This is a genomic window from Streptomyces sp. G45 (assembly GCF_049542095.1).
In the GTDB taxonomy this organism is placed as follows: domain Bacteria; phylum Actinomycetota; class Actinomycetes; order Streptomycetales; family Streptomycetaceae; genus Streptomyces.
The window spans coordinates 283,440-307,806 of the sequence record NZ_JBMUZU010000002.1 but is presented as its reverse complement, the minus strand read 5'-3'; the positions used below and the strand labels follow the sequence as shown (position 1 = coordinate 307,806).

The following is a 24,367-nucleotide window of genomic DNA, read 5'->3' as shown; positions in this document are numbered from 1 at the left end:
ATGTCCAGCTCCTAGCGTCGGTGGTTACGACAGAGCCCCGACGACCGTGCGAACGGTCCCGGGGGCGTGTCCGATCAGTAGGAGTCGACATGGCCGAGACCGCGACAACCTCCGTCGCCCTCACCTGGCTCGTGGAAGCGGGAGCGGATGTCCGCAGAGCGCTCGCCGCCTGGGATCGCGCCGAGCTGGCGGCTGTTCCCGTGGGGCGCGCATGGGACGTCGTACGGATCCCCCAGCGCCTGGGCTGGCGCACCATCCACCGGCTCCGGGGTGACGGCACCCCGCTCGGGCTCGTGCTGCACACCGCCACCCACGTGGAGGTCTTCGTGCCTGCCGGGACCGCCCGCTCCTGGTGCGTCGCGCAGACCAGCACCCTCGGCCCCGGTGACTTCGTCGCGGCCCCGGACCCGGCCGTCGTCGCGCCCCTGACCACCCGCGCCCGCTCCTGGATCGTCGCTCCCGGCACACCCCCCACCGACCCCGACGCCCTGCGCGCCGCCTGCGAGGCGATGAAGGGCGTGACGGCCACGTGAGCGACGCATCCCTCGAAACGGACGGGTACGCCGCCTACCGCCAACACCTCGACAACTGCCCCCACCGGCACTTCGGGATCCTCGCCACCTGCGGCGAAGCCGCCCGGCTCCGCCAGGCCTGGAGCGGCAACGGCAGGGACTTCGAACCCGCACGGCCCCGGGCGGGGGTCAGCGGCGATGCGTGAGGTGAACGAGGCGCTGCGGCTGTTCGTCGTCCCCGCGGGCAGCGCCCTCACCGCGCAGCAGCGGGCCGGTGCCGTGTGCGTCTGGTGCCCCCGTTGCCCCCTGCGCCCCTGCCCGCGCGGCCAGGTGCTCGAAGCCGAGCACCTGGCCGCGCGGGAGCAGGCCGGGAAGCCGAAGCCGTCGTGCGCGCACTGCCGGGCCGCCGTCGAACCCGGCGGCGAACGGGTGCGCCCGCACCTCTGGCTGGGCGGCAGCGGGCCCGTCCACGGCTACCTGCACACCCGCGTCTGCCCCGCCCCGCGCCAGCGGAATCAGGCGGCCGCCGGAGGCACCGTCGGGCGGCAGTCCGCGAGGGTCGTGGGGGCGCCGAGGCCGACGGCGATGTCGCGGTCGCCGCGGTAGGGCTCGCGGCTGTGGGCCATGCGGATGTTGTCGACCACCATGAGGTCGCCGGTCTGCCAGGGCTCGCGCAGGGTGTGCTTCTCGTAGACCTCGTTGATGAGGTCGACGGTCTCGCGGTCGAGGGGTTCGCCGTCGCCGTAGAAGGTGTTGAACGGCAGCCCCTCGGGGCCGAATTCGGCGATCAGGAACTCGCGGACCTCGGGGGCCATGGTCCACTCGTTGAGGAACGCGATCTGGTTGAACCAGCAGCGGTCGCCCGTCACGGGGTGGTGGACGACGGCGGCGCGGCGCTGGCTGGTGTTGAGGCCGCCGTAGATGTCCCAGGTGGCGAGGATGGCGTGCTGCTCGCAGTAGCGCTCGACGGCGTCGGTGTCGCCGGTGCCGAACGCCTTCTTCCAGTCCACGCCCACCAGCGGGTTGTAGCCGCGGGTCAGCTTCCAGCCGGTGGTCTCGAAGCGGGCCACCAGCTGGGCGGGCAGGTCGGCGAGGACGGCGCGGGTGTCGGCGAGCGCGGTGACGCCGCCGTCGGTGGGCGCGGTCAGGCAGGCGAAGGCCATCAGGCCGGGGAACTCGACGGCGTAGCTCAGCTCGTTGTGCATGCACATGGGCTGGTCGGGCGGCCACTCGGAGGACGAGTAGATGCCCTGGCCGTACGACTCGCGGGGCGCGAAGCCCTCGCGTTCGGTCATCGGCTCGCCGAGCACCGCGCGGATCGCGGCGCCCGCCGCGGCGCGGTCGGTGAGGCCGAGGCCGCGTACGCGCACGGCGCCGTGCTCGGCGACGCGCGCGCGGATCTCGTCGCGGTGCTCGGCCAGCCACCGGGCGGGCCCCGCGGCGGCGGCCTCCGGCCCGGTCTCAAGGAGGTCTATGGAGCTGGTGAGGAGGGAGGACGACACGGTCTTCTCCTGTTCTTCTTCGGTGACATATGTTCTTCTGCTGTGACATACGGGGACACGGTCACGGGCGGCGGAACGCCAGGACCGCGCAGGTCGAGCCGATGACCGCCACGGCGAGGCTCGCGCCGAGCGCCGCCCACACCTCGGCCGCGGCGGGCTGGTCGAGGGCCAGGCCGCGGGTGGCGTCCATCGCGTACGTCAGCGGGTTGACGGTGGCGAGGAGCTGGAGCCAGTCCGGCAGCCGGTCCTTGGGCACGAACGCGCTGGAGGCGAACATCAGCGGGAACGTGACGAGGTAGCCCGCGCTCTGCATGGTCTCGGCGTTGCGCAGCCACGCGGCGAGCGCCAGGAAGATCCAGGTCATGGCCCAGATGACGACGCACGTCAGGAGCAGGGCGGCGAGCAGGCCCAGCGCGCCGCCCGCCGGGTCGGCGCCGAGGAACAGCACCGCGCAGGCGATCAGGAGCAGCAACTGCATGGCCGTGCGCAGCAGATCGGAGATGCTGCGGGCGAACAGCAGCAGCGGCGCCCGGATCGGCAGGGTGCGAAGGCGGGCGATCGCGCCGTTGTCCATGTCGCGGACCAGGCCGATGCCGGACGCCACGGCGGGACCGATGCCGGTGGTCACCAGGACCGCGGGCAGCAGGTAGTCGATGTAGGCGACGTCGTCGGGCAGGTGGCCCCGGTCGACGATGCTGCCGAAGACCTGGCTGAGCAGCAGCAGCATGAACACCGGCTGGAGCATGCCGAGGAAGACGGCCTTGCGGTTGGCGAGCTGGGCCCGCACGGAGCGCGCCGTCAGGACGCGGAGCTGGGCGAACGCGGTGGTGCCGCGCCAGTCGGGAGCGGTCACCGCGGCCGGTGGCGAGCTGCTGGTCATGGGGATCCTTCGCGGTCGTAGGCCCGTTGGACGTGGGACAGCGCGGCGAGCAGGTCGGTGGACGTCAGCCGCCGCAGGGTGGGGGACGCCGCCGCGCCGAACGGCAGCGAACCGGTGTCGGACCAGCGCAGCCATCCGGCGTCGTCGACGTAGGACCGGGTGCGTCCCGCGTTGTCGGGGTGCAGGCAGAACGGGATGTCGAGGAGGCCGCGCGCGAAGGCGATCAGCAGCGCCTCGCCGGGGTCCTCGTGCAGGCCGAGCACGGTGTGGACGAGGGCGCGCGCCTCGGCGTACACCTCCGTGCCGGTCGGGTCGGTGACCCTGCGCCGGGCACCGGTCGCCGCGGTCGCCGCGGTCGCCGCGGTCTCCAGCGCCTCGACGTTGTCCGCGATCGTGGGGATGCGGTGCGCCTCGGCGGCGGTCTTCACGATGAGCCTGGCCGCGCCGGACTCCGCGGCCAGGCGCGCGGCGGCCGACAGCAGGCCGAGCGCCCCGTCGTGGGTGCGCGGGTACACGCCCATGTAGGCGTACAGGACGATGTGCCAGTCGACGCCGGGCAGCAGTTCCGCGGCGAGGTGGCGCAGGGCGGCGACGGCCTGCCGGTCCTGGGCGGGGCTGGTCTGCTGGGCGTAGCTGAGCGAGACGCTCTTCAGGCCGTGCCGGGCGAAGAAGACGCCCTCCAGGACGCTGATGGCCACCAGCATGCTGGGCGGGCACAGCTGGCCGAGCATGCAGCCGCCGAAGCTCTCCAGGTGCGGGGTGCCGCCGAGGTCCTCGGCGCGGGCGAGCAGCGCGCAGCTGGTGCGCCAGCTCGCCACGGCGTCCCGCAGCCGTACGCGGCCGTAGGGCAGGCAGTACGAGACGGGTCCGCCCTCGGTGGCGTCGAGGCCGAGCGCGACGAGGGAGTCGATGATGTGCTCGGGGCGCGCGGAGCCGTGCCGGACCTGGACGGGGAAGTCGTCGCCCCGGACGCCGTCCAGGACGCGCAGCGAGGTGGCGCGCGGGTGCGTGGCGATGGGGTAGCCGTTGAGGGCGACGCCGGCGGCCACGGCCTCGCGCGCGGAGTCCAGGTCGCGTACGCGGGTGTAGCTGTCCAAGGTGAGGGTGCCCACGGTGGTGGCGGCGGCCGCCTTGGTGGCGGCGAGCCCCTCGCGCATCAGCTCCGGGTCGCTGAACCCCATGCGGGGCTGCACGACCAGGGTGCCACGCGTGTGGGCGCGCGACACGAACTCCCCGAAGGGCAGCGTCACGACACGGCTCGGTGCGGCAGGCGGGACACAAGGGCGCGGAACGGGCCCAGCTCCCCGTTCTCGAAGACCGCGTCGTAGCCCGCGGCCTTGAGCTGCCGGGTGTAGCCGACGTTGCGCAGGCCGTCGGTGCTGAGCTTGCCGCCGATGACGACGGTGGTGTCGGCGAGGGCGTCCTCGGCGCGGATCGCCTTGATCAGGCGCAGGCCGTCGTTGAAGCCGTGGCCGTTGACGCTGCTGACGACGATGAGCGTGGGCCGGTGGGCGAGCGCCTCGGCCACCACCAGCTCGTCGGGCGGGGTCGGGCCGAGGTTGGCGACGGTGTGCCCCATCTCCTCCAGCATCAGCTGAAGGAATATGAGGTTCCAGGTGTGGGAGTCCGAGGACGTTCCGGTGATCAGCACGGAGGGCTTTTCCGGTACGCGGCCGGAATTGACCTGGGTCGGATTTCCGGGTGCGGGGTTGCCGTACGGGGCATTGCCTGAGGCCGGATTGCCTGATGCGGGATTTCCTGATGCGGGATTTCCTGATGCGGGGTTGCCTGATGCGTTGCCGTGTGTCGGATTGGCGTGCGGGGGATTGCCGTGCAGGGGATTGCCGTGCGCGGGCGTGCCGTGCGTGGAATTCATGAACGAGCCCCAAGTCGAGGAGTGGTGGACCGCCTTGCCCCGGAACGCGGGCGCGCGCGTGCGGGCACGGTGCGATGGCCACTCGGCGGCGGGAAGAGGACGAGGAAAGTCGGCGCCGCCCCGACTTTACTGTCCGCCGCGCCGCCCGGACGCCCTTCGCGGTGGCCGGAACTGTCCTTCCGGGGCCGCAAGCGGACTCCCCCGGACGGCATTTGATGCCGTCGCCGAAGGGGCCCGGGCCGCCGGGTGCAGTTTGCTGTCAGGCGCCTTCCGGACCGTCCGGGCCGACTGTAGAAAGTCACGGCGGTGCCGGAGACGGCGCGGCAAAAGCATCCGCGAACACGAAGGGCAGGGCTTCGAATATGGCGGCATTGGTCACCGCGCCCAGTGTCACAGCGTTGCTCAGGGAGCACGCCGGGAATCTGCCGGAACAGGGCGCCGCGGCATTCGTGACGGACCCCGACCGGGAGGACGGCGTTTCCTGGCTGACGTATGCCGAATTCGACGCGAGAGCCCGCCGGGTGGCGGTGTGGCTGCGCGGTCGAGTGGAACCGGGAGAGCGGGTGCTGCTGCTCTACCCGGCGGGGCTCGACTTCATGACGGCTTTCTTCGGCTGCCTGTACGCCGGTGCCGTCGCGGTGCCGTCGTCGCTGCCGGGGCGCTTTAGGCACGAGCGCTACCGGGTGGGGCGGATCGCGGGCGACTCGGGCGCCGCCGTCGTGCTCACCGACGCCGCAACCCTCGCCGACGTCGAGGCGTGGGCCGCCGAGGAGGAGCTGGCGGGCCTGCGCATTCTGGCGACGGACGCGCCCGGCGCCCTGGACGGGGCGGACGCCGACGCCTGGACGATGCCGCCCACCGGCCACGCGACGCTGGCCGTCCTCCAGTACACCTCGGGCTCCACCGGCGACCCCAAGGGCGTGATGATCACGCACGGCAATCTGCTGCGCAACGCGCAGTCGATCGCCACGGCCTTCGAGCTGGACGCCACCACCCGCTTCGGCGGCTGGATCCCGCACTTCCACGACATGGGCCTGATGGGCCTGATCATCCCGCCGCTCCTTCTCGGTTCGAGCACCGTCGTGATGAGCCCGTCGGCGTTCCTGAAGCGCCCGCACCACTGGCTGCGGATGATCGACAAGTTCGACGTGGTGTTCTCCGCCGCCCCGGACTTCGCGTACGAGCTGTGCCACCGCCGCGTCACCGACGCGCAGCTCGCCGACCTGGACCTGTCGCGCTGGCGGTGCGCGGGCGACGGCTCGGAGCCGGTGCGCGCCGCCGTCGTCGAGCGGTTCACCAAGCGCTTCGCCCCGGCCGGGTTCGCCGTGGAGGCCCTGAGCCCCTGCTACGGCATGGCCGAGGCCACCCTGTTCGTGGCGGGTTCGCCGAGCCTGGCGCCGCTGGTGCGGCGGGTGGACGCCGCCGCCCTGGAGCGGCACGAGTTCCGTCCCGTGGAGCCGGGCGAGGCCGGGGGCCGCGAGATGGTGAGCTGCGGTGTGCCCCAGGGCGTCGAGGTCATCGTCGTCGACCCGGCGACCCGCGAGGTGCGCCCCGAGGGCGGCGTCGGCGAGATCTGGCTGCGCGGCGACACCGTCGGCCAGGGCTACTGGCGGCGCGAGCAGGTCAACGAGGAGCAGTTCCGGGCCGTCACCTCCGACGGGGACGGCGGCTATCTGCGCACCGGCGACCTGGGCGTCCTGTACGAGGGCGACCTGTACGTCACCGGGCGCATCAAGGACACCCTGATCCTGCGCGGCCGCAACCTGTACCCGCAGGACATCGAGCACGAGGTCCGCGTGCACCACCCGCAGCTCGGCCAGCTGGCCGGTGCCTGCTTCGCGGTGCCCGCGCAGGGCCCGAACGGCGGCCAGGACGTCCTCGTCGTCACGCACGAGGTGCGCGGCGTGAAGGACCCCGAGCGGCAGCGGGAGCTGGCCGAGGCCGTGCGCCTGACCGTGGCCCGCGAGTTCGGCGCGCCGATCGGCGGGGTGCTGCTGCTGCGGCCGGGCGCGGTGCGCAAGACCACCAGCGGCAAGGTGCAGCGCTCGGCGATGCGGGAGCTGTTCACGACGGGCGCCCTTGAGCCGGTGTTCGCGCTGTACGACGAGCAGCTGCTGCCGGAGGCGAAGGAGCGCGCCGAAGCCGCGGCGAACGAGCGGGCCGAGGCCGCGGCGGCCGACCGCGCGAAGGCGGGCGCGTGACCGCCGCCGTCCAGGCCCCGGAAGCCACCGAGGACGCCCCGGAGCGGCGGATCGCCGCCGCCCTCGGCGCCCTCACCGGCCCCGGCCTGCCGTTCTCGGCCGCCGAACTGGCCGCCCTCGACCGGGCCGAGGCCTTCCCCGCCGAGGCCTGCGCGGTCCTGGACGCCCAGGGCCTGCCCGGCTTCTACGTGCCCGCCGAGCACGGCGGCGACCTCACCGACTTCCACGCGTTCACGCGGGTGCTGCGGGCGGTCGCCGCCCGGGACCTGACGGTCGCCCTCGCGCACGGCAAGACGTACCTGGGCGCCGTCTCCACCTGGCTCGCGGGCACGCCGGAGCAGGCCGCGGCGCTCGGCGGGCGGGTGGCGTCCGGCGCGGTCGTCTCCTGCGCCCTGACCGAGCGCCACCACGGCAGCGACCTGCTCGCCGGGGAGGTCACCGCCACCCGCGACGGCGAAGAGTGGGTGCTGCGCGGCGAGAAGTGGCTGATCAACAACGCCACCCGGGCCGACCTGGTGACGGTGCTGGCCCGCACCGCGCCCGAGGGCGGTCCGCGCGGCTTCAGCCTGCTGCTCGTCGACAAGGCCCGCCTGGCGCCGGGCACCTACCGCTGCGCGCCGAAGGTCCCCACGTACGGCATCCGCGGCATGGACATCAGCGGCATCTCCTTCGACGGGGCGCGCGTCCCGGCGGGCGCGCTGGTGGGCCGGGAGGGGCAGGGCGTCGAGATCATCCTGAAGGCGCTGCACCTGACGCGCACCGCCTGCGCGGGCCTGTCGCTCGGCGGCGGCGACCGCGCGCTCGGCCTCGCCACCCGCTTCGCCGCCACCACCCGGCACGAGGGCCGTCCGCTCGCCGAACTGCCGCACGTGCGGCGCCTGGTGGGCGAGGCCGTCGCGGCCCTGGCCCTGGCGGAGGCGGCGGGCACCGTCGCGGCCCGCTCGATCCAGGCGCTCACCGGCGAGATGAGCGTGGTGTCGGCGATCGCGAAGGCGTATGTGCCGTTCCAGGTGGACGAGGCGATCGCGCTGCTTGTGCGGGCGCTGGGCCCGTACGGGCTGCTGGCCGAGAACCCCGAGAACCCCGAGGGCTCTTTCGAGCACGGCGCGTTCGCGAAGGTCGAGCGGGACCACCGCATCATCGGCATCTTCGACGGCAGCAGCCTGGTCAACCGCAGTGCCCTGATCGACCAGTTCCCCAGGCTGGCCCGCGCCTACCGCACCGGCCGCGTCGACGAGCCGGGCCTGACCCGCGCCACCACCCTGACCGAGCCGCTGCCCCCGCTGGACCCGGCCGCCCTGAACCTGCTGTCGCGGCGCGGCTCCGCCGTCGTCACCGCGCTCCCCCAGGCTGTGACCGAGGTCGAGGAGCGCGCGGCCCGCGGCGAGGCCACGCCCGAACTGGCCGCCCTGGCACGCCAGTTGGGCGACCTGGCGGCGGAGCTGCACACGGACCTGGACGCCTACACGCCCTCGCCGCGCGCGGTGCCCGGCGTCGCGTTCACCTACGCCGAGCGGTACGAGCTGTGCTTCGCGGCGGCCTCGGCGCTGCACCTGTGGCTGCGCAACGCGCCCCGCCCCGGCGGCGAACTGCGGCTGCGGGGCGCCCTGGTGAAGGCGCTCACCGCGTGGGGCGCACCCGTCGACCCCGCGAGCGCCGACGCCCTCTACGACCGGCTCGCGGAGGCCGCGCTGACCGGCCCGTCCGAGGCGCCCCTGGCGCCGCTGACCCACGGGGAGCCCGCATGACGACCGCACCCATCGCCGCGCCGCCCCGCGCGGACCTGCTCGAAGAGCGCTTGGGCGACCCGTACGCGCCCGACAACCCCTACGGGTTCGCCGCCCTGCACGCCGCGCGGACCGCCGGGGTGCCGTTCACCGCCGGGCGCGACCTGCTCGACTCGCTCGGCCTGCTCGCCGGGCACCGCGCCGACGCGGAGCTGCTTGAGTCGCTGCGCGCGGTCACCCGGCGGGCGCCGCGCCTGGCCTGGGACCGGGTGCCGTCCGGCGCCGCCGCCGAGGCCGTGCGGATCGGCGCGGTCACCGGCGCCCTCGACTCGGGCCTGCGCATCGCGCTGCGCCATCTGCGCGCCCGCCGCCTGTACGGCGCGCCCGCCATCGAGATCCCGCAGCTGCGGGCGGTGCTCGCCGGGGTCTTCGCCGACCTGCTGCTGTGCGACGCGCTGACGTCGGCGGCGGCGCGCGGCGAGGATCTGCTGCCGGAGCGGGCGGGGCTGCACGCGGCGGCCGTCCGCTCGTTCGTGCCGCGCGCCGCGCAGGACGCCCTGGACCGCCTGTCGGTGGTGCTCGGCGCCTGGTTCTACATCCGGCAGGACGAGCGCGCCGCGTTCCAGGAGCTGCTGCGGGACAGCCAGCGCGGGCTGTTCGGCGCGGGCGCCGTGCCGGTCGGGCCCGAGCCCCCGGAGCTGGCGGAACTCGTGGGCGCGCCGGGCCTCGCCGGGGTGTGCGACCCGGCGTGGCTGGCCGCCGCGCCGAGCCTGCGGGCCCGGGCCTCGCTGCCGCGGGAGTCCGCGCTGCGGGAGCTGTACGGCGAGCTGGACCGGCGCTACCGGGCGCACCTGTCCTTCGGCCTGGCCTGCCGCCCCCTGCCCGACCGGCCCTGAACCCCCGTCCCCCTCTCTTTGCTTCGTTGGAGGAGCCCTTCATGACCACCGCCCCCGAGCACACCGTCGAGTCCCTGCGCACCTGGCTCGCCGCGTGCGTCGCCTCCCACCTGGACAAGCCCGCCGACGCCGTCGCCACGGACGTTCCCCTCACCAGTTACGGGCTCGACTCCGTCTATGTGCTGGCCATCGCCTCCGAGCTGGAGGACGAGTTCGACGTCTCGCTCGACCCGACGATCATGTGGGACAACCCCACGATTGACGCGTTGAGCGCGGCGCTTGTGGCCGAGCTGGCCAGCGCGTAAGCGCTCGGCTGCGTCTGCCGCGTTCGGCCGTCGCGAGTCTGCGGGGCTCGTTGTGGCTGAGCGCGCAGTTCCCCGCGCCCCTTCGGGGCGCTCCACCACCCGCGCGCTCCGCCTTCGGGGCGCTCCCCGCCCCCTCGCCACGCCCCCTTCGCTGAGAGGACCGCCCCTCCATGTCCGTCATCCGTCGACCGGTCACCGCTGCCCAGCTCGGCATCTGGGTGGCTCAGCAGCTCGCGCCGGACAGCACGCCGTTCAACTGCGGCGGGTACTTCGACATCGCCGGTGGCGTCGACCGGGACGTCCTCGCCCGGGCGGTGCGGCAGGCGCTCACGGAGACCGAGGCGCTGCGGTCGCGCTTCGCCGAGGAGGGCGACGAGCTGTGGCAGCTCGTCGACGAGGGCGCCCCCGACCCCCTGGTCGTCGTCGACGTGAGCGGCGCGGACGACCCCGAGGGCGCCGCGCTCGCCTACGTACGCGAGCGCATGGCGGACCGGATGGACCTGACGCGCGGGCCGCTGAGCCTCCAGGCGCTGATCGTCCTGGCGGACGACCGGAGCTGGTTCTTCCACCGCTACCACCACGCCGTCATGGACGGCCTGGGCTTCTCCACGCACGCCGCGCGCGTCGCGGAGGTCTACTCGGCGCTGCTCGCGGGCGAGGAGCCCGCGCCGCCCTCGTTCACGACCCTGGACGAGGTGGTGGCGGAGGAGGTCCCGTACCGCGGCTCGCGCCGTCAGGAGCGGGACCGGGAGTACTGGCTGACGGCGATGGCCGACCGGCCCGAACCGGCCGCGCTCGCCGGGCGGGCCACCGGCATGGTGCCGAGCCAGCTGCAGCGCATCGTGACGCTGCCGGGGCAGCGGGTGCGGGCGCTGATGGCGGCGGCCGAGGGGGCCGGGGTGCGGTGGCCGGAGTTCGCGATCGCCGCGACGGCCGCGTACTACCACCGCATGACGGGGCGTACGGAGTTCACGTTCTCCATGCCGCTGGCGGGCCGCACCGGGCGGGCGTCGCTGAGCACGCCGAGCGCGCTGACGAACGTGCTGCCGATGCGGGTGGAGGTGCGCCCGCGGGCGCCGTTCGCGGAGCTGGCCAAGGACGTGGGGCGGCGGCTCGCCCTGGCGGTGAAGCACCAGCGGTTCCGCGGCGAGCAGCTGATCCAGGAGCTGGGGCTCTCCGGTTCGGCGGCGTCGTTCGGGCCGACCGTGAACGTCATGGGCTTCACCAGCGAGCCGTCGTTCGGCCCGCACCCGTCGCGGGTGCGCCCGGTGTCGAGCGGACCCGTCACCGACCTGAAGATCAACTTCTGGGGTACGGCGGACCCGGGCGCCGGGCTCAGCCTGGAGTTCGACGCCGACCCCGCGCTGTACACCGAGGACGAACTCGCCGCGCACCAGGAGCGGTTCCTGCGCGTCCTGGACGCGGTCGCCGCCGAGCCGGACGCCCCGGTGGGCGCCGTGGAGCTGCTGGACGACGCCGAGCGCGCCCGGGTGATCGAGGAGTGGAACACCACCGCTCCGCTTCAGCGGGGCGCCGACCTGCCGGGCCTGTTCGCCGCGCAGGTGGCCCGCACCCCGGACGCGGTGGCCGTGGAGGCGCCGGGCACCACGCTGACGTACGCCGAGCTGGACGCCCGCTCCAACCGGGTCGCCCGCTGGCTGATCTCGCGCGGCGTGGGCCCGGAGCGGTTCGTGGGCGTGCTCCTTCCGCGCTCCCCTGAGCTGATGGTGACGCTGCTGGCGATCGCCAAGTCGGGCGGCGCGTACGTGCCGGTCGACCCGGACTACCCGGCCGAGCGCATCGCGTACATCCTCGACGACGCCAAGCCGGTGCTCGTCATCGACGACGTGGCGCGGCTCGCCGACGCCGACGGCTTCGCCGACGCCCCGATCACCGACGCCGACCGGCTCGAACCGCTGCGCCTGAACCACCCGGCGTACGCGATCTACACGTCGGGCTCCACGGGCCGCCCCAAGGGCGTCGTCGTCGAGCACGCCTCGCTCGGCGAGTTCATCGTGTGCTGCCGCGACCGCTACCCGCACGCGGCGGGCACGGGCCTGCTGCACTCCCCCGTCTCCTTCGACCTGACCGTGACGGTCCTGTACGTGCCGCTGGCCATGGGCGGCCGGGTGCGGATCGGCGATCTGAGCCTGGACGCCGTACCGGTGGCCGGGCAGGAGCCGCCGACGTTCGTGAAGGCCACCCCGAGCCACCTGGCGCTGTTCGAGGGCCCCGGCGACGCGGACTCCCCGAGCGGCGCCCTGGTCCTCGGCGGTGAGCAGCTGCTCGGCGAGGCGCTGGCCCCGTGGCGCGAGCGGCACCCCGACGCGTGGGTGTACAACGACTACGGGCCGACGGAGACCACCGTCAACTGCGCGGACTTCCTGCTGAAGCCGGGCGACGAGACGCCGTCGGGCCCGGTGCCGATCGGCCGTCCGCTGCCCGGCAACCGCCTGTACGTCCTGGACGCGGGCCTGCGCCCGGTGCCGCCGGGCGTCACCGGCGACCTGTACATCGGCGGCACGGGTCTGGCGCGCGGCTATCTGGGCCGCCCGGATCTGACCGGCTCCCGGTTCGTCGCCGACCCCTACGGCCCGGCGGGCAGCCGCATGTACCGCTCGGGCGATCTGGCGCGCTGGCGCGCGGACGGCGAGCTGGAGTACCTGGGGCGCGTCGACGACCAGGTGAAGGTGCGCGGCTACCGCATCGAGCCGGGCGAGATCGAGGCGGTCCTCGCCGCGCACGAGCGGGTGGCGCGCTGCGCGGTGATCGTCCGCGAGGACCGGCCCGGCGACCAGCGCCTGGTGGCGTACGTCGTGGCAGACACCGACGGGGCCGACGGTGTGGACGCGGCGGCGCTGACGGCGTTCATGGCGGCGCGCCTGCCCGCGTACATGGTGCCGTCGGCGGTCGTCGCCCTCGACGAGCTGCCGTGGACGCCCAACGGCAAGCTGGACCGGCGGGCGCTGCCCGCCCCGGCGGCGACGGGCGGCGACGGGGGCCGGGCGCCGCGCACCCCGGCCGAGGAGCTGCTGTGCTCGCTGTTCGCCGAGGTGCTGGGCGCCGAGCGGGTCGGCGTCGACGACAACTTCTTCGAGCTGGGCGGGCATTCGCTGCTGGCGACGCGCCTGGTGGCGCGGATCCGCACGGCTCTTTCGACGGAGCTACCGGTGGGGCAGCTCTTCGAGACGCCGACCGTGGCGGGGCTCGCGGCGGCCCTCGGGCACGCGGGGGCCGCCCGCGGCGGGGTGACCGCCCGGCCGCGGCCGGACCGCGTCCCGCTGTCGTACGCCCAGCAGCGGCTGCGCTTCCTTGACCTGCTGGAGGAGGACAGCACCGCCTACAACGCTCCGGGCGCGCTGCGGCTCACCGGCGACCTGGACCGCGAGGCGCTGCGCGCGGCCCTGGGCGATGTCCTCGCGCGGCACGAGAGCCTGCGCACGGTGTTCGGGCAGGACGCCGACGGCTTCCACCAGGTGGTCCTGGCGCCGGAGGCGGCGCGGCTGGAGCTGCCGGTGTGCGAGGTCGGCGACATCGACGAGGCTGCGCTCGGCGCGCGCCTCGCGGAGGCGTCCCGGTACGCCTTCGACCTGTCGCGGGAAGTGCCCCTGAAGGCGTGGCTGTTCGCGCTGGGTGAGCGCGAACACGTGCTGCTGCTCGTGCTGCACCACATCGCGGGTGACGGCTGGTCGATGCGCCCGCTGGTGCGGGACCTGTCCGAGGCGTACACGGCCCGCCTCCGGGGCGAGGCCCCCGCCTGGGAGCCGCTGCCGGTGCAGTACGCCGACTACACGCTCTGGCAGCGGGACCTGCTGGGCTCCGAGGACGACGCCGACAGTGAGATCTCCCGCCAGCTCGCCCACTGGACCAAGGCTTTGGAGGGTCTGCCGGAGGAGCTGGAGCTGCCCGTGGACCGGCCGCGCACCGAGGAGCACTCCGCGCGCGGCGGGCAGGTCGCCTTCGACGTCCCGGCGGCGCTGCACGCCCGGCTCGGCGAGGTCGCCAAGGACGGCGGCGCGAGCCTGTTCATGGTAGTGCAGGCCGCCCTCGCGACGCTGCTCACGCGGCTCGGCGCGGGCACCGACATCCCGATCGGCGGGCCCATCGCGGGCCGCACGGACGAGGCCGTGGACGAGCTGGTGGGCTTCTTCGCCAACACGCTGGTGCTGCGCACCGACACCTCCGGCGACCCCACCTTCACCGAGCTGCTGGGCCGGGTCCGCGCCACCAACCTCGCCGCGTACGCCCACCAGGACGTGCCGTTCGAGCGGCTGGTGGAGGTCCTCAACCCGGTGCGCTCCCTCGCCCGGCACCCGCTGTTCCAGGTGTGCCTGACGCTGCACCACGCCGACGCGCGGGCCGTGCTCGCCGACGTCGCGCGCCTGCCGGGCCTGGACCTGGACCTGGAGTCGGTGCCGATCGAGGACACCAAGTTCGACCTGAACCTGGAGATGACCGAGCGGTTCGCCGCCGACGGCTCCCCCGCGGGCATCCGCGCGGACCTGGAGTACAGCGCCGACCTGTTCGACGCGGCGACCGCGCGGGCGCTCGCGGACCGCTTCCTGCGCGTCCTCGCGGCCGTCGCCGCCGAGCCGGGCCGCCCGCTCGCGCAGGTCGACGTGCTGGCCGACGGCGAGCGCGCGGTGCTGCTCGACGAGTGGAGCGACGCCACCCGCCCGGCGACCGCCGCCGCCCTGGCCGCGCTCGCCCTGCCCGAGGCGGCCCGCGGACCGCGCGTGTACGTCCTCGACGAGGCGCTGCGCCCGGTGGCGCCGGGGGTGGCCGGGCGCCTGCACACCGCGGGCACCGGCGACGGCGAGCGCGCCGAGCCCGAGCGCTGGCTGCCGAGCCCGTTCCCGGGCGACGCCTGGCTGTACCGCACCGACGCGCGGGCCCGCTTCACCGCCGACGGCGACCTCGTGGTCCTGGACGCGCCGGAGGCCGACGCGTCCGGCCCGGCCGCCGCCGTCTCGCGCGGGCCGCGCGGTCCGCGCGAGGAGATCCTGTGCTCCCTGTTCGCGGAGATGCTGGGCGTGCCGAGCGTCGGCATCGACGACAACTTCTTCGACCGGGGCGGGCACTCGCTGTCCGCGGTGCGGCTGCTGAGCCGGGTGCGGTCGGTGCTCGGCGCGGAGCTGTCCATCCGCAAGCTGTTCGAGAACCCGACGGTGGCGGGCCTGTCCGCGGCCATCGACGAGGCGGCCGGGGCGCGCGGCGCGGTGACCGCCCGGCCGCGCCCGCCGCGGGTGCCGCTGTCGCCCGCGCAGGCCCGCCTGTGGTTCCTGGACCGCCTGGAGGGCCCGAGTTCCACGTACAACATCCCGGTGGCGCTGCGCCTGACCGGCGCCCTGGACCGGGAGGCGCTGCGGGCGGCGCTCGGTGACCTGACGGCCCGGCACGAGAGCCTGCGCACCCTGTTCGCCGAGGACTCCTCCGGCTCCCGCCAGGTGATCCTGCCCGCGCACGCCGCCCACCCGGACCTGACGGTCGTCGACACCACGCCGGACGCCGTCGCCGAGCAGGTGCTGGAGGCGGCGGGCCACACCTTCGACCTGGCGGCCGACCTGCCCCTGAAGTCCTGGCTGTTCGCGGTCGGCGAGCGCGAGCACGTGCTGCTGCTCGTGCTGCACCACATCGCAGGCGACGGCTGGTCGATGAACCCGCTGGCCCGTGACCTGTCCGAGGCGTACACGGCCCGCGTGCGCGGGACGGCCCCCGCCTGGGAGCCGCTGCCGGTGCAGTACGCCGACTACACGCTGTGGCAGCGGGAACTCCTCGGCTCCGAGGACGACCCCGACAGCGAGATCTCCCGCCAGCTCGCCCACTGGACCAAGGCCCTGGCCGGTCTGCCGGAGGAGCTGGAGCTGCCCACCGACCGGCCGCGTCCGGCGAAGCAGTCCTACCGGGGCGACCGGGTGGAGTTCGAGGTGCCCGAGCAGGTGCACGCCCAGCTGGTGGCGCTGGCCCGGCAGACGCACTCCAGCCTGTTCATGGTGGTGCAGGCCGCGCTCGCCACGCTGCTCACCCGGCTCGGCGCGGGCACCGACATCCCCATCGGCAGCCCCATCGCGGGCCGCACCGACGACGCCGTGGAGGAGCTGGTCGGCTTCTTCGCCAACACCCTGGTGCTGCGCACCGACACCTCCGGCGACCCCACGTTCACCGACTTGGTGGGCCGGGTCCGCGCCACCAACCTCGCCGCGTACGCCCACCAGGACGTGCCGTTCGAGCGGCTGGTCGACGTCCTCAACCCGGTGCGGTCCCTGGCCCGGCACCCGCTGTTCCAGGTCCTCCTCGGCTTCGACAAGAACCAGGACGCCGAGGCGGCCCTGAAGCTGCCGGGCCTGACCGTGGAGGCCGACGCCCCGGACACCGGCCGGTCCAAGTTCGACCTGTCGTTCTTCTTCGACGAGACGTACGGGCCCGACGGCGAGGCCACCGGTCTGCACGCGGCCGTCGAGTTCAGCACCGACCTGTTCGACCGGGCCACGGTCCTCGGCATGGCCGAGCGGCTGCTGCGGCTGTTCGAGGAGGCCACGGCCGCCCCCGACCGGCCGGTCAGCCAGCTGGAGATCCTGTCGCCCGCCGAGCGGTGGCAGGTCCTGGAGGAGTGGAACGACACCGCGCACGAGGTGCCGGACGCGCCCGTTCCCGCCCTGATCGAGCGGCAGGCCGCGGACGTGCCGCGGGCCACCGCGCTGATCGCCGGGGACACCGTGGTCAGCTACGGCGAACTCAACGCGCGCGCCAACCAATTGGCGCGCCTGCTGGTGGAGCGGGGCGTGGGCGGCGAGGACGTCGTCGCGCTGGCCCTGCCGCGCTCGCCGGAACTCGTCGTCGCGATCGTGGCGGTCCTGAAGTCCGGCGCCGCCTATCTGACGCTGGACACGGCGGCGCCCGAGCAGCGGCTGCGGGCCGTCATCGGCGACTGCGCGCCCGCCACCGTCATCACCGACACCGCGACGCTGCCGCGCCTCGGCCTCGACAGCGCGCTGGTCCTGGACGCGCCGGACACCGCCGCCGCGTGGGCGGCGGCCGACGCCGCCGACCTCGGCGACGCCGACCGGGTCCGCCCGCTCGACCCGCGCCACCCCGCGTACGTCGTGTACACCTCCGGCTCGACCGGCGCGCCCAAGGGCGTGGTGATGCCGATGAGTTCGCTGGTGAACATGCTGTCGTGGCACACCGGCAGCTACGGCGGCGGCGTCGGCACCCGCACCGCGCAGTTCCTCGCGCTGTCCTTCGACTTCGCGGTGCAGGAGATCCTCCAGGCGCTGATCGTCGGCAAGACCCTGGTCATCCCCGAGGAGCAGGTGCGGCGCGACGCGCACGAGCTGGCCGCGTGGATCGACCGCCACGGCGTCAACGAGCTGTTCGCGCCGACCCTGGTGATCGATGCGGTGCTCGCGGCCGCCGCCGACCGCAGCACGCCGCTGACGTCCCTGACGGACCTGTTCCAGGGCGGCGAGCAGTTCCGGCTCAGCGACGAGCTGCGCGCGTTCTGCGCCGCCGACTGGCGCCCCCTCGCCCACAACGTGTACGGGCCCGCCGAGACGCACGCCGCGACGACGACCACGCTGCCCGACGACATCGACGAGTGGCCGGGCTCGGCCTCCATCGGGCAGCCGCTGTGGAACGTGTCGGTGTACGTCCTCGACGACCGGCTGCGGCCGGTGCCGCCGGGCGTGCGCGGCGAGCTGTACATCGGCGGCGCGCAGCTCGCGCGCGGCTACCTCGGCAACCCGGGCCGCACCGCCGAGCGGTTCGTGGCCAGCCCGTTCACGGCGGGCGGGGCGCGCATGTACCGCACGGGCGACCTGGTGCGCTGGACGCGCTCCGGCGAGCTGGAGTTCCTGGGCCGCGCCGACCACCAGGTGAAGATCGGCGGGTTCCGCGTGGAGCCCGGCGAGGTGGAGGCCGTCCTCGGCGAGCACCCGGCGGTCGCGACGGCCGCGGTCATCACCCGCGAGGACACCCCGGGCCTGGTGCGCCTGGTCGGCTACGCGGTCCCGGCGGCCGACGCCGACCTCGGCGACGACGGCGCCCGGCTGCTGCGCGCCCACCTGGAGCAGCGGCTGCCGCACTACATGGTGCCGTCCGCGGTGGTGCTCCTGGACGAGCTGCCGCTGACCGCGAACGGCAAGCTGGACCGCCGTGCGCTGCCCGCGCCGGGCGCCGACGGCCTCCCGGGCGGCCGGGCGCCGCGCGGCGAGCGGGAGAAGGCGCTGTGCGCGCTGTTCGCCGAGGTGCTCGGGGTGCCGCAGGTCGGCGTCGACGACGGGTTCTTCGACCTGGGCGGCGACAGCATCATGTCGATCCAGCTGGTGGGCCGCGCCCGCCGCGTGGGCCTTGAGCTGTCGGTGCGGGACATCTTCGAGCACCGCACGGTGGCGGCGCTCGCGGAGGTCGTCACGGAGGCCCAGGCCCCGGCCGCGGAGGAGCCGGGCGCGGCGTACGGCACGGTGGAGCCGCTGCCGATCACGCGCTGGCTGGCGGGGCGCACCGCCGAGGTGGACGCGTTCAACATGTCGGCGGTCCTCCAGGTCCCGGCGGGCCTGGACCTGGCCGCGCTGACGGGCGCCGTGCAGGCGGTCCTGGACCACCACGACGCGCTGCGGGCCCGCGTGGACACCACCGTCTCGCCGGTGTGGCACGTGGAGGTGCGCGAGCCGGGCGCGGTGGCGGCGGCCGACGTGGTGCGCCGGGTGGACGCACGCGGCCTGGACGGCTCGGTCCTCGAAGCGCTGCTGCACACCGAGGGCGAGGCCGCGCGGGACCGCCTGGACGTGGCCGCGGGCTCGCTGGTGCAGGTCGTGTGGCTCGACCGGGGCGCCGACACGTCGGGGCTGCTGGCGGTCCTGGTGCACCACCTGGTGATGGACGGCGTGTCGTGGCGGGTGCTGCTTCCGGACCTGGCGGAGGCGTACGAGGCGTGTGCCGCGGGCCGGACGCCGGAACTCCAGCCGGTGGGCACGTCGTTGCGGCGCTGGTCGCAGCGGATGGCGGAGCTGGCGGCGGAGCCGGTGCGGGTCGCGGAGGCCGCCTGGTGGCAGGACGTCATCGGCGGCGCCGAGGAGCCGATCGGCTCCCGCCCGCTGGACGCGGCGAGGGACACGTACGGCACGGCGGGCGGGCTGACGCTGACGCTGCCGGTGGCGGTCACCGAGGCGGTCCTGACGAAGGTGCCGTCGGTGTTCCAGGCCGAGGTCAACGACGTGCTGCTGACGGCGTTCACGCTGGCGTGGGCGAAGTGGCGCGGCGGCGGCCTGCTCCTGGACCTGGAGGGCCACGGCCGTGAGGAGCAGCTGGTGCCGGGCGCGGACCTGTCGCGCACCATCGGCTGGTTCACGAACCTGTACCCGGTGCGCCTGGACGGCGGCTCGTTCGACGCGGCCGAGGCGTGGGCGGGCGGCCCGGCCGCCGGTCAGGTCCTCAAGCGCGTCAAGGAGCAGCTGCGGGCGGTGCCCGACAAGGGCATGGGCCACGGCATGGTCCGCTATCTCAACCCGGAGACGCGGGAGACCTTCGCCGAACTCCCGCACCCCCAGGTCGGCTTCAACTACCTGGGCCGCTTCACCACCGCCGACGCCGACGGCGGCGCCGACTGGACCCCGGTCGGCGATCTGGAGGCGGTCGCCGGGGACCACCCGGACATGCCGCTGGCGCACGCCCTGGAGCTGAACGCCCGCACCCACGACGGGCCCGGCGGCTCCGAACTGCACGCCATGTGGACCTGGGCGGGCGGTCTGCTCGCCGAGGAGCAGGTCCGTGAACTGGCCGAGCTGTGGTTCTCGGCCCTGGAGGCGCTCGTCGCGCACGCCGAGCGTCCTGACGCGGGAGGGCTCACGCCCTCCGACCTCTCGCACGCGTCGATCGCCCAGGAGGAGATCGACGCGTTCGAGGACGAGTTCAGTGACATCGGTGACTTCGATGAATTCGACGACGCGGCAGACGCGTTCGACGGTGAGGAAGAGGACCAGAAGTGAGTCGAGTGAGTCGTAACCCGCGGAAGATCGAGGACATCCTGCCGCTGGCGCCCCTCCAGGAAGGGCTGCTCTTCCACAGCGTCTACGACGAGGGGGAGCTCGACCCGTACGTCGTGCAGATCTCCTTCGGCATCGAGGGCGACCTGGACGCGGCGGCGCTGCGTACGGCCGCGCAGACCCTGCTCGACCGGCACGCGAACCTTCGGGTGGCGTTCCGGCAGCGCAAGAACGGCGAGTGGGCGCAGCTGGTGATGCGCCAGGTCAAGCTGCCGTGGGCGGAGCGGGACCTGAGCGGCCTGCCGGAGGCGGAGCGGGCGCGCGCCGCCGACGAGCTGGTGGCCGCGGACCGGGCCCGCCGCTTCGACGTGGCCCGGCCGCCGATGCTGCGCTTCACCCTGATCAAGCTGGCCGAGGGCGAGCACCGCCTGGTCCTCACCAACCACCACCTGCTGATGGACGGCTGGTCCCTGCCGGTCCTCATGGGTGAGCTGTTCGCGCTGTACGACGCGGGCGGCGACGCCTCGGTGCTGCCGCGGGTGCGCCCGTACGCGGACTATCTGCGCTGGCTTCAGGGGCAGGACCAGGACGCGGCGCGCGAGGCGTGGCGGGAGGCGTTCGCCGACCTCGCCGAGCCGACGCTGGTGGCGCCGGACGCGGGCCGCGCGGCGGTCGCGGGCGCCGAGGTCGAGGGCGCCCTCGGCCAGGAGGACACCGCGGCCCTCGCGGAGATCGCCCGCAGGCACGGCGTGACCCTGAACACCGTGGTGCAGGCGGCGTGGGGCATCACCCTGAGCAAGCTCACGGGCCGTGACGACGTGGTGTTCGGTACGACGGTGTCGGGCCGTCCGCCGCAGCTCGACGGCGTCGAGTCGATGGTGGGCCTGTTCATCAACACGCTGCCGTCGCGGGTGCGGCTGCGCCCGGCGGAGCCGCTGGTGGAGCTGCTGGCCCGGGTGCAGGGCGAGCAGGCCCGGCTGACCGGGCACCAGCACCTGGGGCTCGGTGAGATCCAGCGCGTGGCGGGGCACGGCGAGCTGTTCGACACGTCGATGGTGTTCCAGAACTATCCGGCGCCGAAGGCGGGCGCGCAGGGCTCCGGGCTCGGCGCCGCGATCAGTCTCGTACCGGGCAAGAACCGCGAGGCCACCCACTATCCGCTGCTGCTCATCGCGTCCGCGCGCGACACCATGGCGTTCCGTCTGAGCTACCGCCCGGACGTGTTCGACGCGGACGCCGCGCAGGGGGTCCTGGACCGCTTCGTGCGGGTGCTGCGTGCCCTGGTCGCCGACCCGTCGATGCCGGTGGGCCTGCTGGACCTGCTGTCGGACACCGAGCGCGCGCAGGTCCTCGTGGAGTGGAACGACTCCGCGCACGAGGTGCCCGACGCCGGTGTCCTGGACCTGTTCGCCGCGCAGGTGGCGGCGACGCCGGACGCCGTGGCCGTGCGGGACGCGGACAGCGTCCTGTCGTACGCCGAACTCGACGCCCGCTCCAGCCGGTTGGCGCACGCCCTCATCGCGCGGGGTGCGGCGCCTGAGCGGTTCGTGGGCATCGCCCTGCCCCGCACGGTGGACGTGGTCGTGGCGCTGCTCGCCGTGCTGAAGTCGGGGGCGGCGTATCTGCCGGTCGACCCGGACTACCCGGCGGAGCGCATCGCGTTCATGCTGGCCGACACCGAGCCCGCGCTGCTCGTCAGCACCGCCGAGCTGTCCGCCGCGCTGCCCGAGTCCGGCACGCCGCTGCTGCTCCTGGACGCCCCGGAGACCGCCGCCGAGGTGGCCGCCGCCCCCGCGTCCGCGCCCACGGACGCCGACCGGCACCTGCCGCTGTCGCTGGTCAACCCGGCGTACGTCATCTACACGTCGGGCTCCACGGGCCGCCCCAAGGGCGTCGTCATCGAGCATCGCACGCTCGGCGCCTACCTCCAGTGGGCGCGCGCCGCGTACCCGCCGATGGCGGGCACGTCGCTGCTGCACTCCCCTGTCTCCTTCGACCTGACGGTGACGGCCCTGTACACGACGCTGGTGTCCGGCGGTCAGGTGCGGGTCGCCGAGCTGGACGAGCGGGCCGCCGACGGTCCGACGCCGACGTTCCTGAAGGGCACGCCCAGCGTGCTGGCGCTCCTGGAGGCGCTGCCCGACGAGGTGTCGCCCAGCGAGCTGATCATGCTGGGCGGTGAGCTGCTGCTCGGCGAGGTCGTCTCGCGCTGGCGGGCCCGCCACCCGGGCGCGGACGTGCTGAACGTGTACGGCGCCACCGAGGCGACCGTCAACAGCGTCCAGTACCGCATCCCCGCCGACGCGCCCGCGCCGAGCGGCCCGGTGCCGGTGGGCCGCCCGTTCTGGAACACGCAGGTGTACGTCCTGGACTCGGGGCTGCGTCCGGTGCCGCCCGGGGTGCCGGGCGAGGCGTACATCGCGGGCACCGGTCTGGCGCGCGGCTACTGGCAGCGCCGCGGTCTGACGTCCGAGCGGTTCGTCGCCAACCCGTTCGGCCCGGCCGGGTCGCGCATGTACCGCACGGGTGACGTGCTGCGCTGGAACACCGACGGGCAGCTGGAGTTCGTGGGCCGCGGCGACGGCCAGGTGAAGCTGCGCGGCTACCGCATCGAGCTGGGCGAGATCGAGTCGGTCATCGCCGCGCACGAGCAGGTGGCGCACGCCGCCGTCCTCGTCCGCGAGGACCAGCCGGGCGACAAGCGGCTCGTCGCCTATGTGGTGCCGGGTGACCCCGCGCTGACCACCGCGTCCGTGGAGGCGTACGTGGCGGAGCGGGTGCCGGACTACATGGTGCCGTCGGCGTTCGTGACCATGGACGCGTTCCCGCTGACGCCCAACGGCAAGCTGGACCGGCGGGCCCTGCCGGTGCCGGACTACGGCACCCGCTCGGCGGGCCGCGCGCCGCGCTCGCCGCGCGAGGAGATCCTGTGCGGCCTGTTCGCGGAGGTCCTGGGCCTGGACGCGGTCTCCATCGACGACGACTTCTTCACCCTGGGCGGCCACTCGCTGCTCGCCACCCGCCTGGTCAGCCGCGTCCGTTCGGTGCTGGGCGCCGAGATGGCGATCCGGCAGCTCTTCGAGACGCCGACCGTCGCGGGCCTGTCGGGCGCGCTCGACACGTCGGGCGGCGCGGCCCGTACCGGTGTGACGGCCGTGGTGCCGCGCCCGGAGCGGCTGCCGGTGTCGTTCGCCCAGCAGCGCCTGTGGTTCCTCAACCGCTTCGAGGGCGCCAGCGCCGCCGCCTACAACTCCCCGGTCGTCCTTCGCCTGTCCGGCACGCTCGACCGTACGGCGATGGAGCGGGCCATCGGTGACGTGGTGGCCCGGCACGAGAGCCTGCGCACGGTGTTCGCGGAGGACGCCGACGGCCCCTACCAGGTGGTCCTGGACGCCGACCGGGCCCGCCCGGAGCTGACCGTCACCGCCACCGACGAGGCCCGCCTCGCCGACGACCTCGCCCGCGCGGCCGCCCACCGCTTCGACCTGGCGGCCGAACCCCCGCTGCGCACCGCCCTGTTCGACCTGGGCGGCGACGAGCACGTCCTGCTGCTGCTCACCCATCACATCGCCAGCGACGCCTGGTCGCGCGCCCCGCTGGCCCGCGACCTGACCACCGCGTACGCGGCGCGCGTCCAGGGCGCGGCGCCGTCCTGGCAGCCGCTGCCGGTGCAGTACGCCGACTACGCGCTGTGGCAGCGCGCCCTGCTCGGCGACGAGGCCACCGCCGACAGCGAGGCCGGGCGCCAGCTCGCCTACTGGAAGCGGACCCTGGCCGGTCTTCCGGAGGAGCTGGCGCTGCCCGCCGACCGGCCGCGCCCGGCGGTCGCCTCCTACGAGGGCGGCACCATCACCTTCGAGCTGTCCCCGAGCTGCACGAGCGCCTGGTCGCGCAGGCCCGCACCTCGCAGGCCAGCCTCTTCATGGTGCTCCAGGCCGCCCTCGCGACGCTGCTCACCCGGCTGGGCGCGGGCACGGACATCCCGCTGGGCACGCCCATCGCGGGCCGCACCGACGACGCCCTCGACGGCCTCATCGGCTTCTTCGTCAACACGCTCGTGCTGCGCACCGACGCCTCCGGCGACCCGACGTTCGCCGAGCTGGTCGCCCGCGTCCGCGAGACGGACCTGGGAGCGTACGCCCACCAGGACCTGCCGTTCGAGCGCCTGGTGGAGATCGTCAACCCGGAGCGGTCCCTCGCCCGCCACCCGCTGTTCCAGGTCATGCTGAACCTGAACAACGCCGGACTCGGTGAGGCCCTGGACGAGATCGCGAAGCTGCCGGGCCTGACGGTGCGGCACGACCCGTCCGAGACCGACCGCGTCAAGTTCGACCTGTCCTTCTCCTTCGCGGAGTCGCACAGCTCCACGGGCACGCCGGGCGGGCTCAGCGGCGCCCTCCAGTTCAGCACCGACCTGTTCGACCGGGAGACCGCCGAGGCGCTGGTGGCGCGGCTGGTGCGGGTCCTGGAGACGGTCGCCGCCGA

The 24,367-nt window shown here is 74.4% G+C and carries 12 protein-coding genes and 1 pseudogene; 9 read left to right on the top strand and 4 right to left on the bottom strand.

Going from position 1 to position 24,367, the window contains the following annotated elements; all coding sequences use genetic code 11:
• Nucleotides 1–89 precede the first annotated feature (89 nt).
• The 3 genes from ACOBQU_RS40095 to ACOBQU_RS40085 are packed head-to-tail and all read left to right on the top strand — an operon-like array spanning nt 90 to nt 1,118.
• A complete protein-coding gene (locus tag ACOBQU_RS40095) occupies nt 90–533 on the top strand; it encodes a hypothetical protein (RefSeq protein ID WP_423635481.1) in 444 nt (147 codons plus the stop codon).
• Entirely contained in the window at nt 530–718 is a 189-nt protein-coding gene (locus ACOBQU_RS40090) for a hypothetical protein (protein ID WP_423635479.1), read from the top strand. The genes ACOBQU_RS40095 and ACOBQU_RS40090 overlap by 4 nt, the downstream gene beginning before the upstream one ends.
• The gene (locus ACOBQU_RS40085; RefSeq protein ID WP_423635477.1) at nt 711–1,118 is read left to right on the top strand and encodes a hypothetical protein; all 408 of its coding nucleotides are present in this window, start codon (nt 711–713) and stop codon (nt 1,116–1,118) included. Before ACOBQU_RS40090 ends, ACOBQU_RS40085 begins: the two co-directional genes overlap by 8 nt.
• Here ACOBQU_RS40085 and ACOBQU_RS40080 read toward each other — a convergent pair.
• From ACOBQU_RS40080 to ACOBQU_RS40065, 4 genes are all read right to left on the bottom strand, one after another.
• Nucleotides 1,028–2,014 (bottom strand): TauD/TfdA family dioxygenase, encoded by a 987-nt coding sequence (locus tag ACOBQU_RS40080; protein ID WP_423635475.1) that lies wholly within the window; start codon nt 2,012–2,014, stop codon nt 1,028–1,030. The two genes, ACOBQU_RS40085 and ACOBQU_RS40080, sit on opposite strands and share 91 nt — an antisense overlap.
• A gap of 61 nt (nt 2,015–2,075) precedes the next feature.
• Nucleotides 2,076–2,894, bottom strand: coding sequence for an ABC transporter permease (locus ACOBQU_RS40075; protein ID WP_423635473.1), 819 nt, complete (start codon nt 2,892–2,894; stop codon nt 2,076–2,078).
• Nucleotides 2,891–4,144, bottom strand: a complete 1,254-nt coding sequence (locus tag ACOBQU_RS40070; RefSeq protein WP_423635471.1) for a methylaspartate mutase — start codon at nt 4,142–4,144, stop codon at nt 2,891–2,893. The genes ACOBQU_RS40075 and ACOBQU_RS40070 overlap by 4 nt, the downstream gene beginning before the upstream one ends.
• Nucleotides 4,141–4,545 carry a cobalamin B12-binding domain-containing protein gene (locus ACOBQU_RS40065; protein ID WP_423635469.1) on the bottom strand — a complete coding sequence of 135 codons (405 nt, stop codon included), beginning with the start codon at nt 4,543–4,545 and terminating at the stop codon, nt 4,141–4,143. The genes ACOBQU_RS40070 and ACOBQU_RS40065 overlap by 4 nt, the downstream gene beginning before the upstream one ends.
• A gap of 674 nt (nt 4,546–5,219) precedes the next feature.
• Here ACOBQU_RS40065 and ACOBQU_RS40060 point away from each other — a divergent pair.
• The 6 genes and pseudogenes from ACOBQU_RS40060 to ACOBQU_RS40035 form a co-directional block, all read left to right on the top strand.
• Entirely contained in the window at nt 5,220–6,971 is a 1,752-nt protein-coding gene (locus ACOBQU_RS40060; protein WP_423635467.1) for a fatty acyl-AMP ligase, read from the top strand.
• A complete protein-coding gene (locus ACOBQU_RS40055) occupies nt 6,968–8,719 on the top strand; it encodes an acyl-CoA dehydrogenase family protein (protein WP_423635465.1) in 1,752 nt (583 codons plus the stop codon). Before ACOBQU_RS40060 ends, ACOBQU_RS40055 begins: the two co-directional genes overlap by 4 nt.
• Nucleotides 8,716–9,594 carry an acyl-CoA dehydrogenase family protein gene (locus ACOBQU_RS40050; protein ID WP_423635463.1) on the top strand — a complete coding sequence of 293 codons (879 nt, stop codon included), beginning with the start codon at nt 8,716–8,718 and terminating at the stop codon, nt 9,592–9,594. Before ACOBQU_RS40055 ends, ACOBQU_RS40050 begins: the two co-directional genes overlap by 4 nt.
• A 41-nt stretch (nt 9,595–9,635) precedes the next feature.
• On the top strand, nt 9,636–9,899 hold the full coding sequence (locus tag ACOBQU_RS40045) for an acyl carrier protein (RefSeq protein ID WP_423635461.1): 264 nt from the start codon (nt 9,636–9,638) through the stop codon (nt 9,897–9,899).
• 170 nt (nt 9,900–10,069) lie between these two features.
• The gene (locus ACOBQU_RS40040; protein ID WP_423635459.1) at nt 10,070–19,885 is read left to right on the top strand and encodes an amino acid adenylation domain-containing protein; all 9,816 of its coding nucleotides are present in this window, start codon (nt 10,070–10,072) and stop codon (nt 19,883–19,885) included.
• Nucleotides 19,882–24,365 (top strand): annotated as a pseudogene (locus tag ACOBQU_RS40035) (amino acid adenylation domain-containing protein); the annotation flags it as partial. The gene ACOBQU_RS40040 and the pseudogene ACOBQU_RS40035, both read left to right, overlap by 4 nt.
• Nucleotides 24,366–24,367: the final 2 nt, after the last annotated feature.

Bases quoted from the DNA above. Each gene is read 5' to 3' on its own strand.
- ACOBQU_RS40075 (WP_423635473.1), bottom strand. From the start codon at position 2,894: ATGACCAGCAGCTCGCCACCGGCCGCGGTGACCGCTCCCGACTGGCGC.
- ACOBQU_RS40095 (WP_423635481.1), top strand. From the start codon at position 90: ATGGCCGAGACCGCGACAACCTCCGTCGCCCTCACCTGGCTCGTGGAA.
- ACOBQU_RS40045 (WP_423635461.1), top strand. From the start codon at position 9,636: ATGACCACCGCCCCCGAGCACACCGTCGAGTCCCTGCGCACCTGGCTC.
- ACOBQU_RS40050 (WP_423635463.1), top strand. From the start codon at position 8,716: ATGACGACCGCACCCATCGCCGCGCCGCCCCGCGCGGACCTGCTCGAA.
- ACOBQU_RS40085 (WP_423635477.1), top strand. From the start codon at position 711: ATGCGTGAGGTGAACGAGGCGCTGCGGCTGTTCGTCGTCCCCGCGGGC.
- ACOBQU_RS40040 (WP_423635459.1), top strand. From the start codon at position 10,070: ATGTCCGTCATCCGTCGACCGGTCACCGCTGCCCAGCTCGGCATCTGG.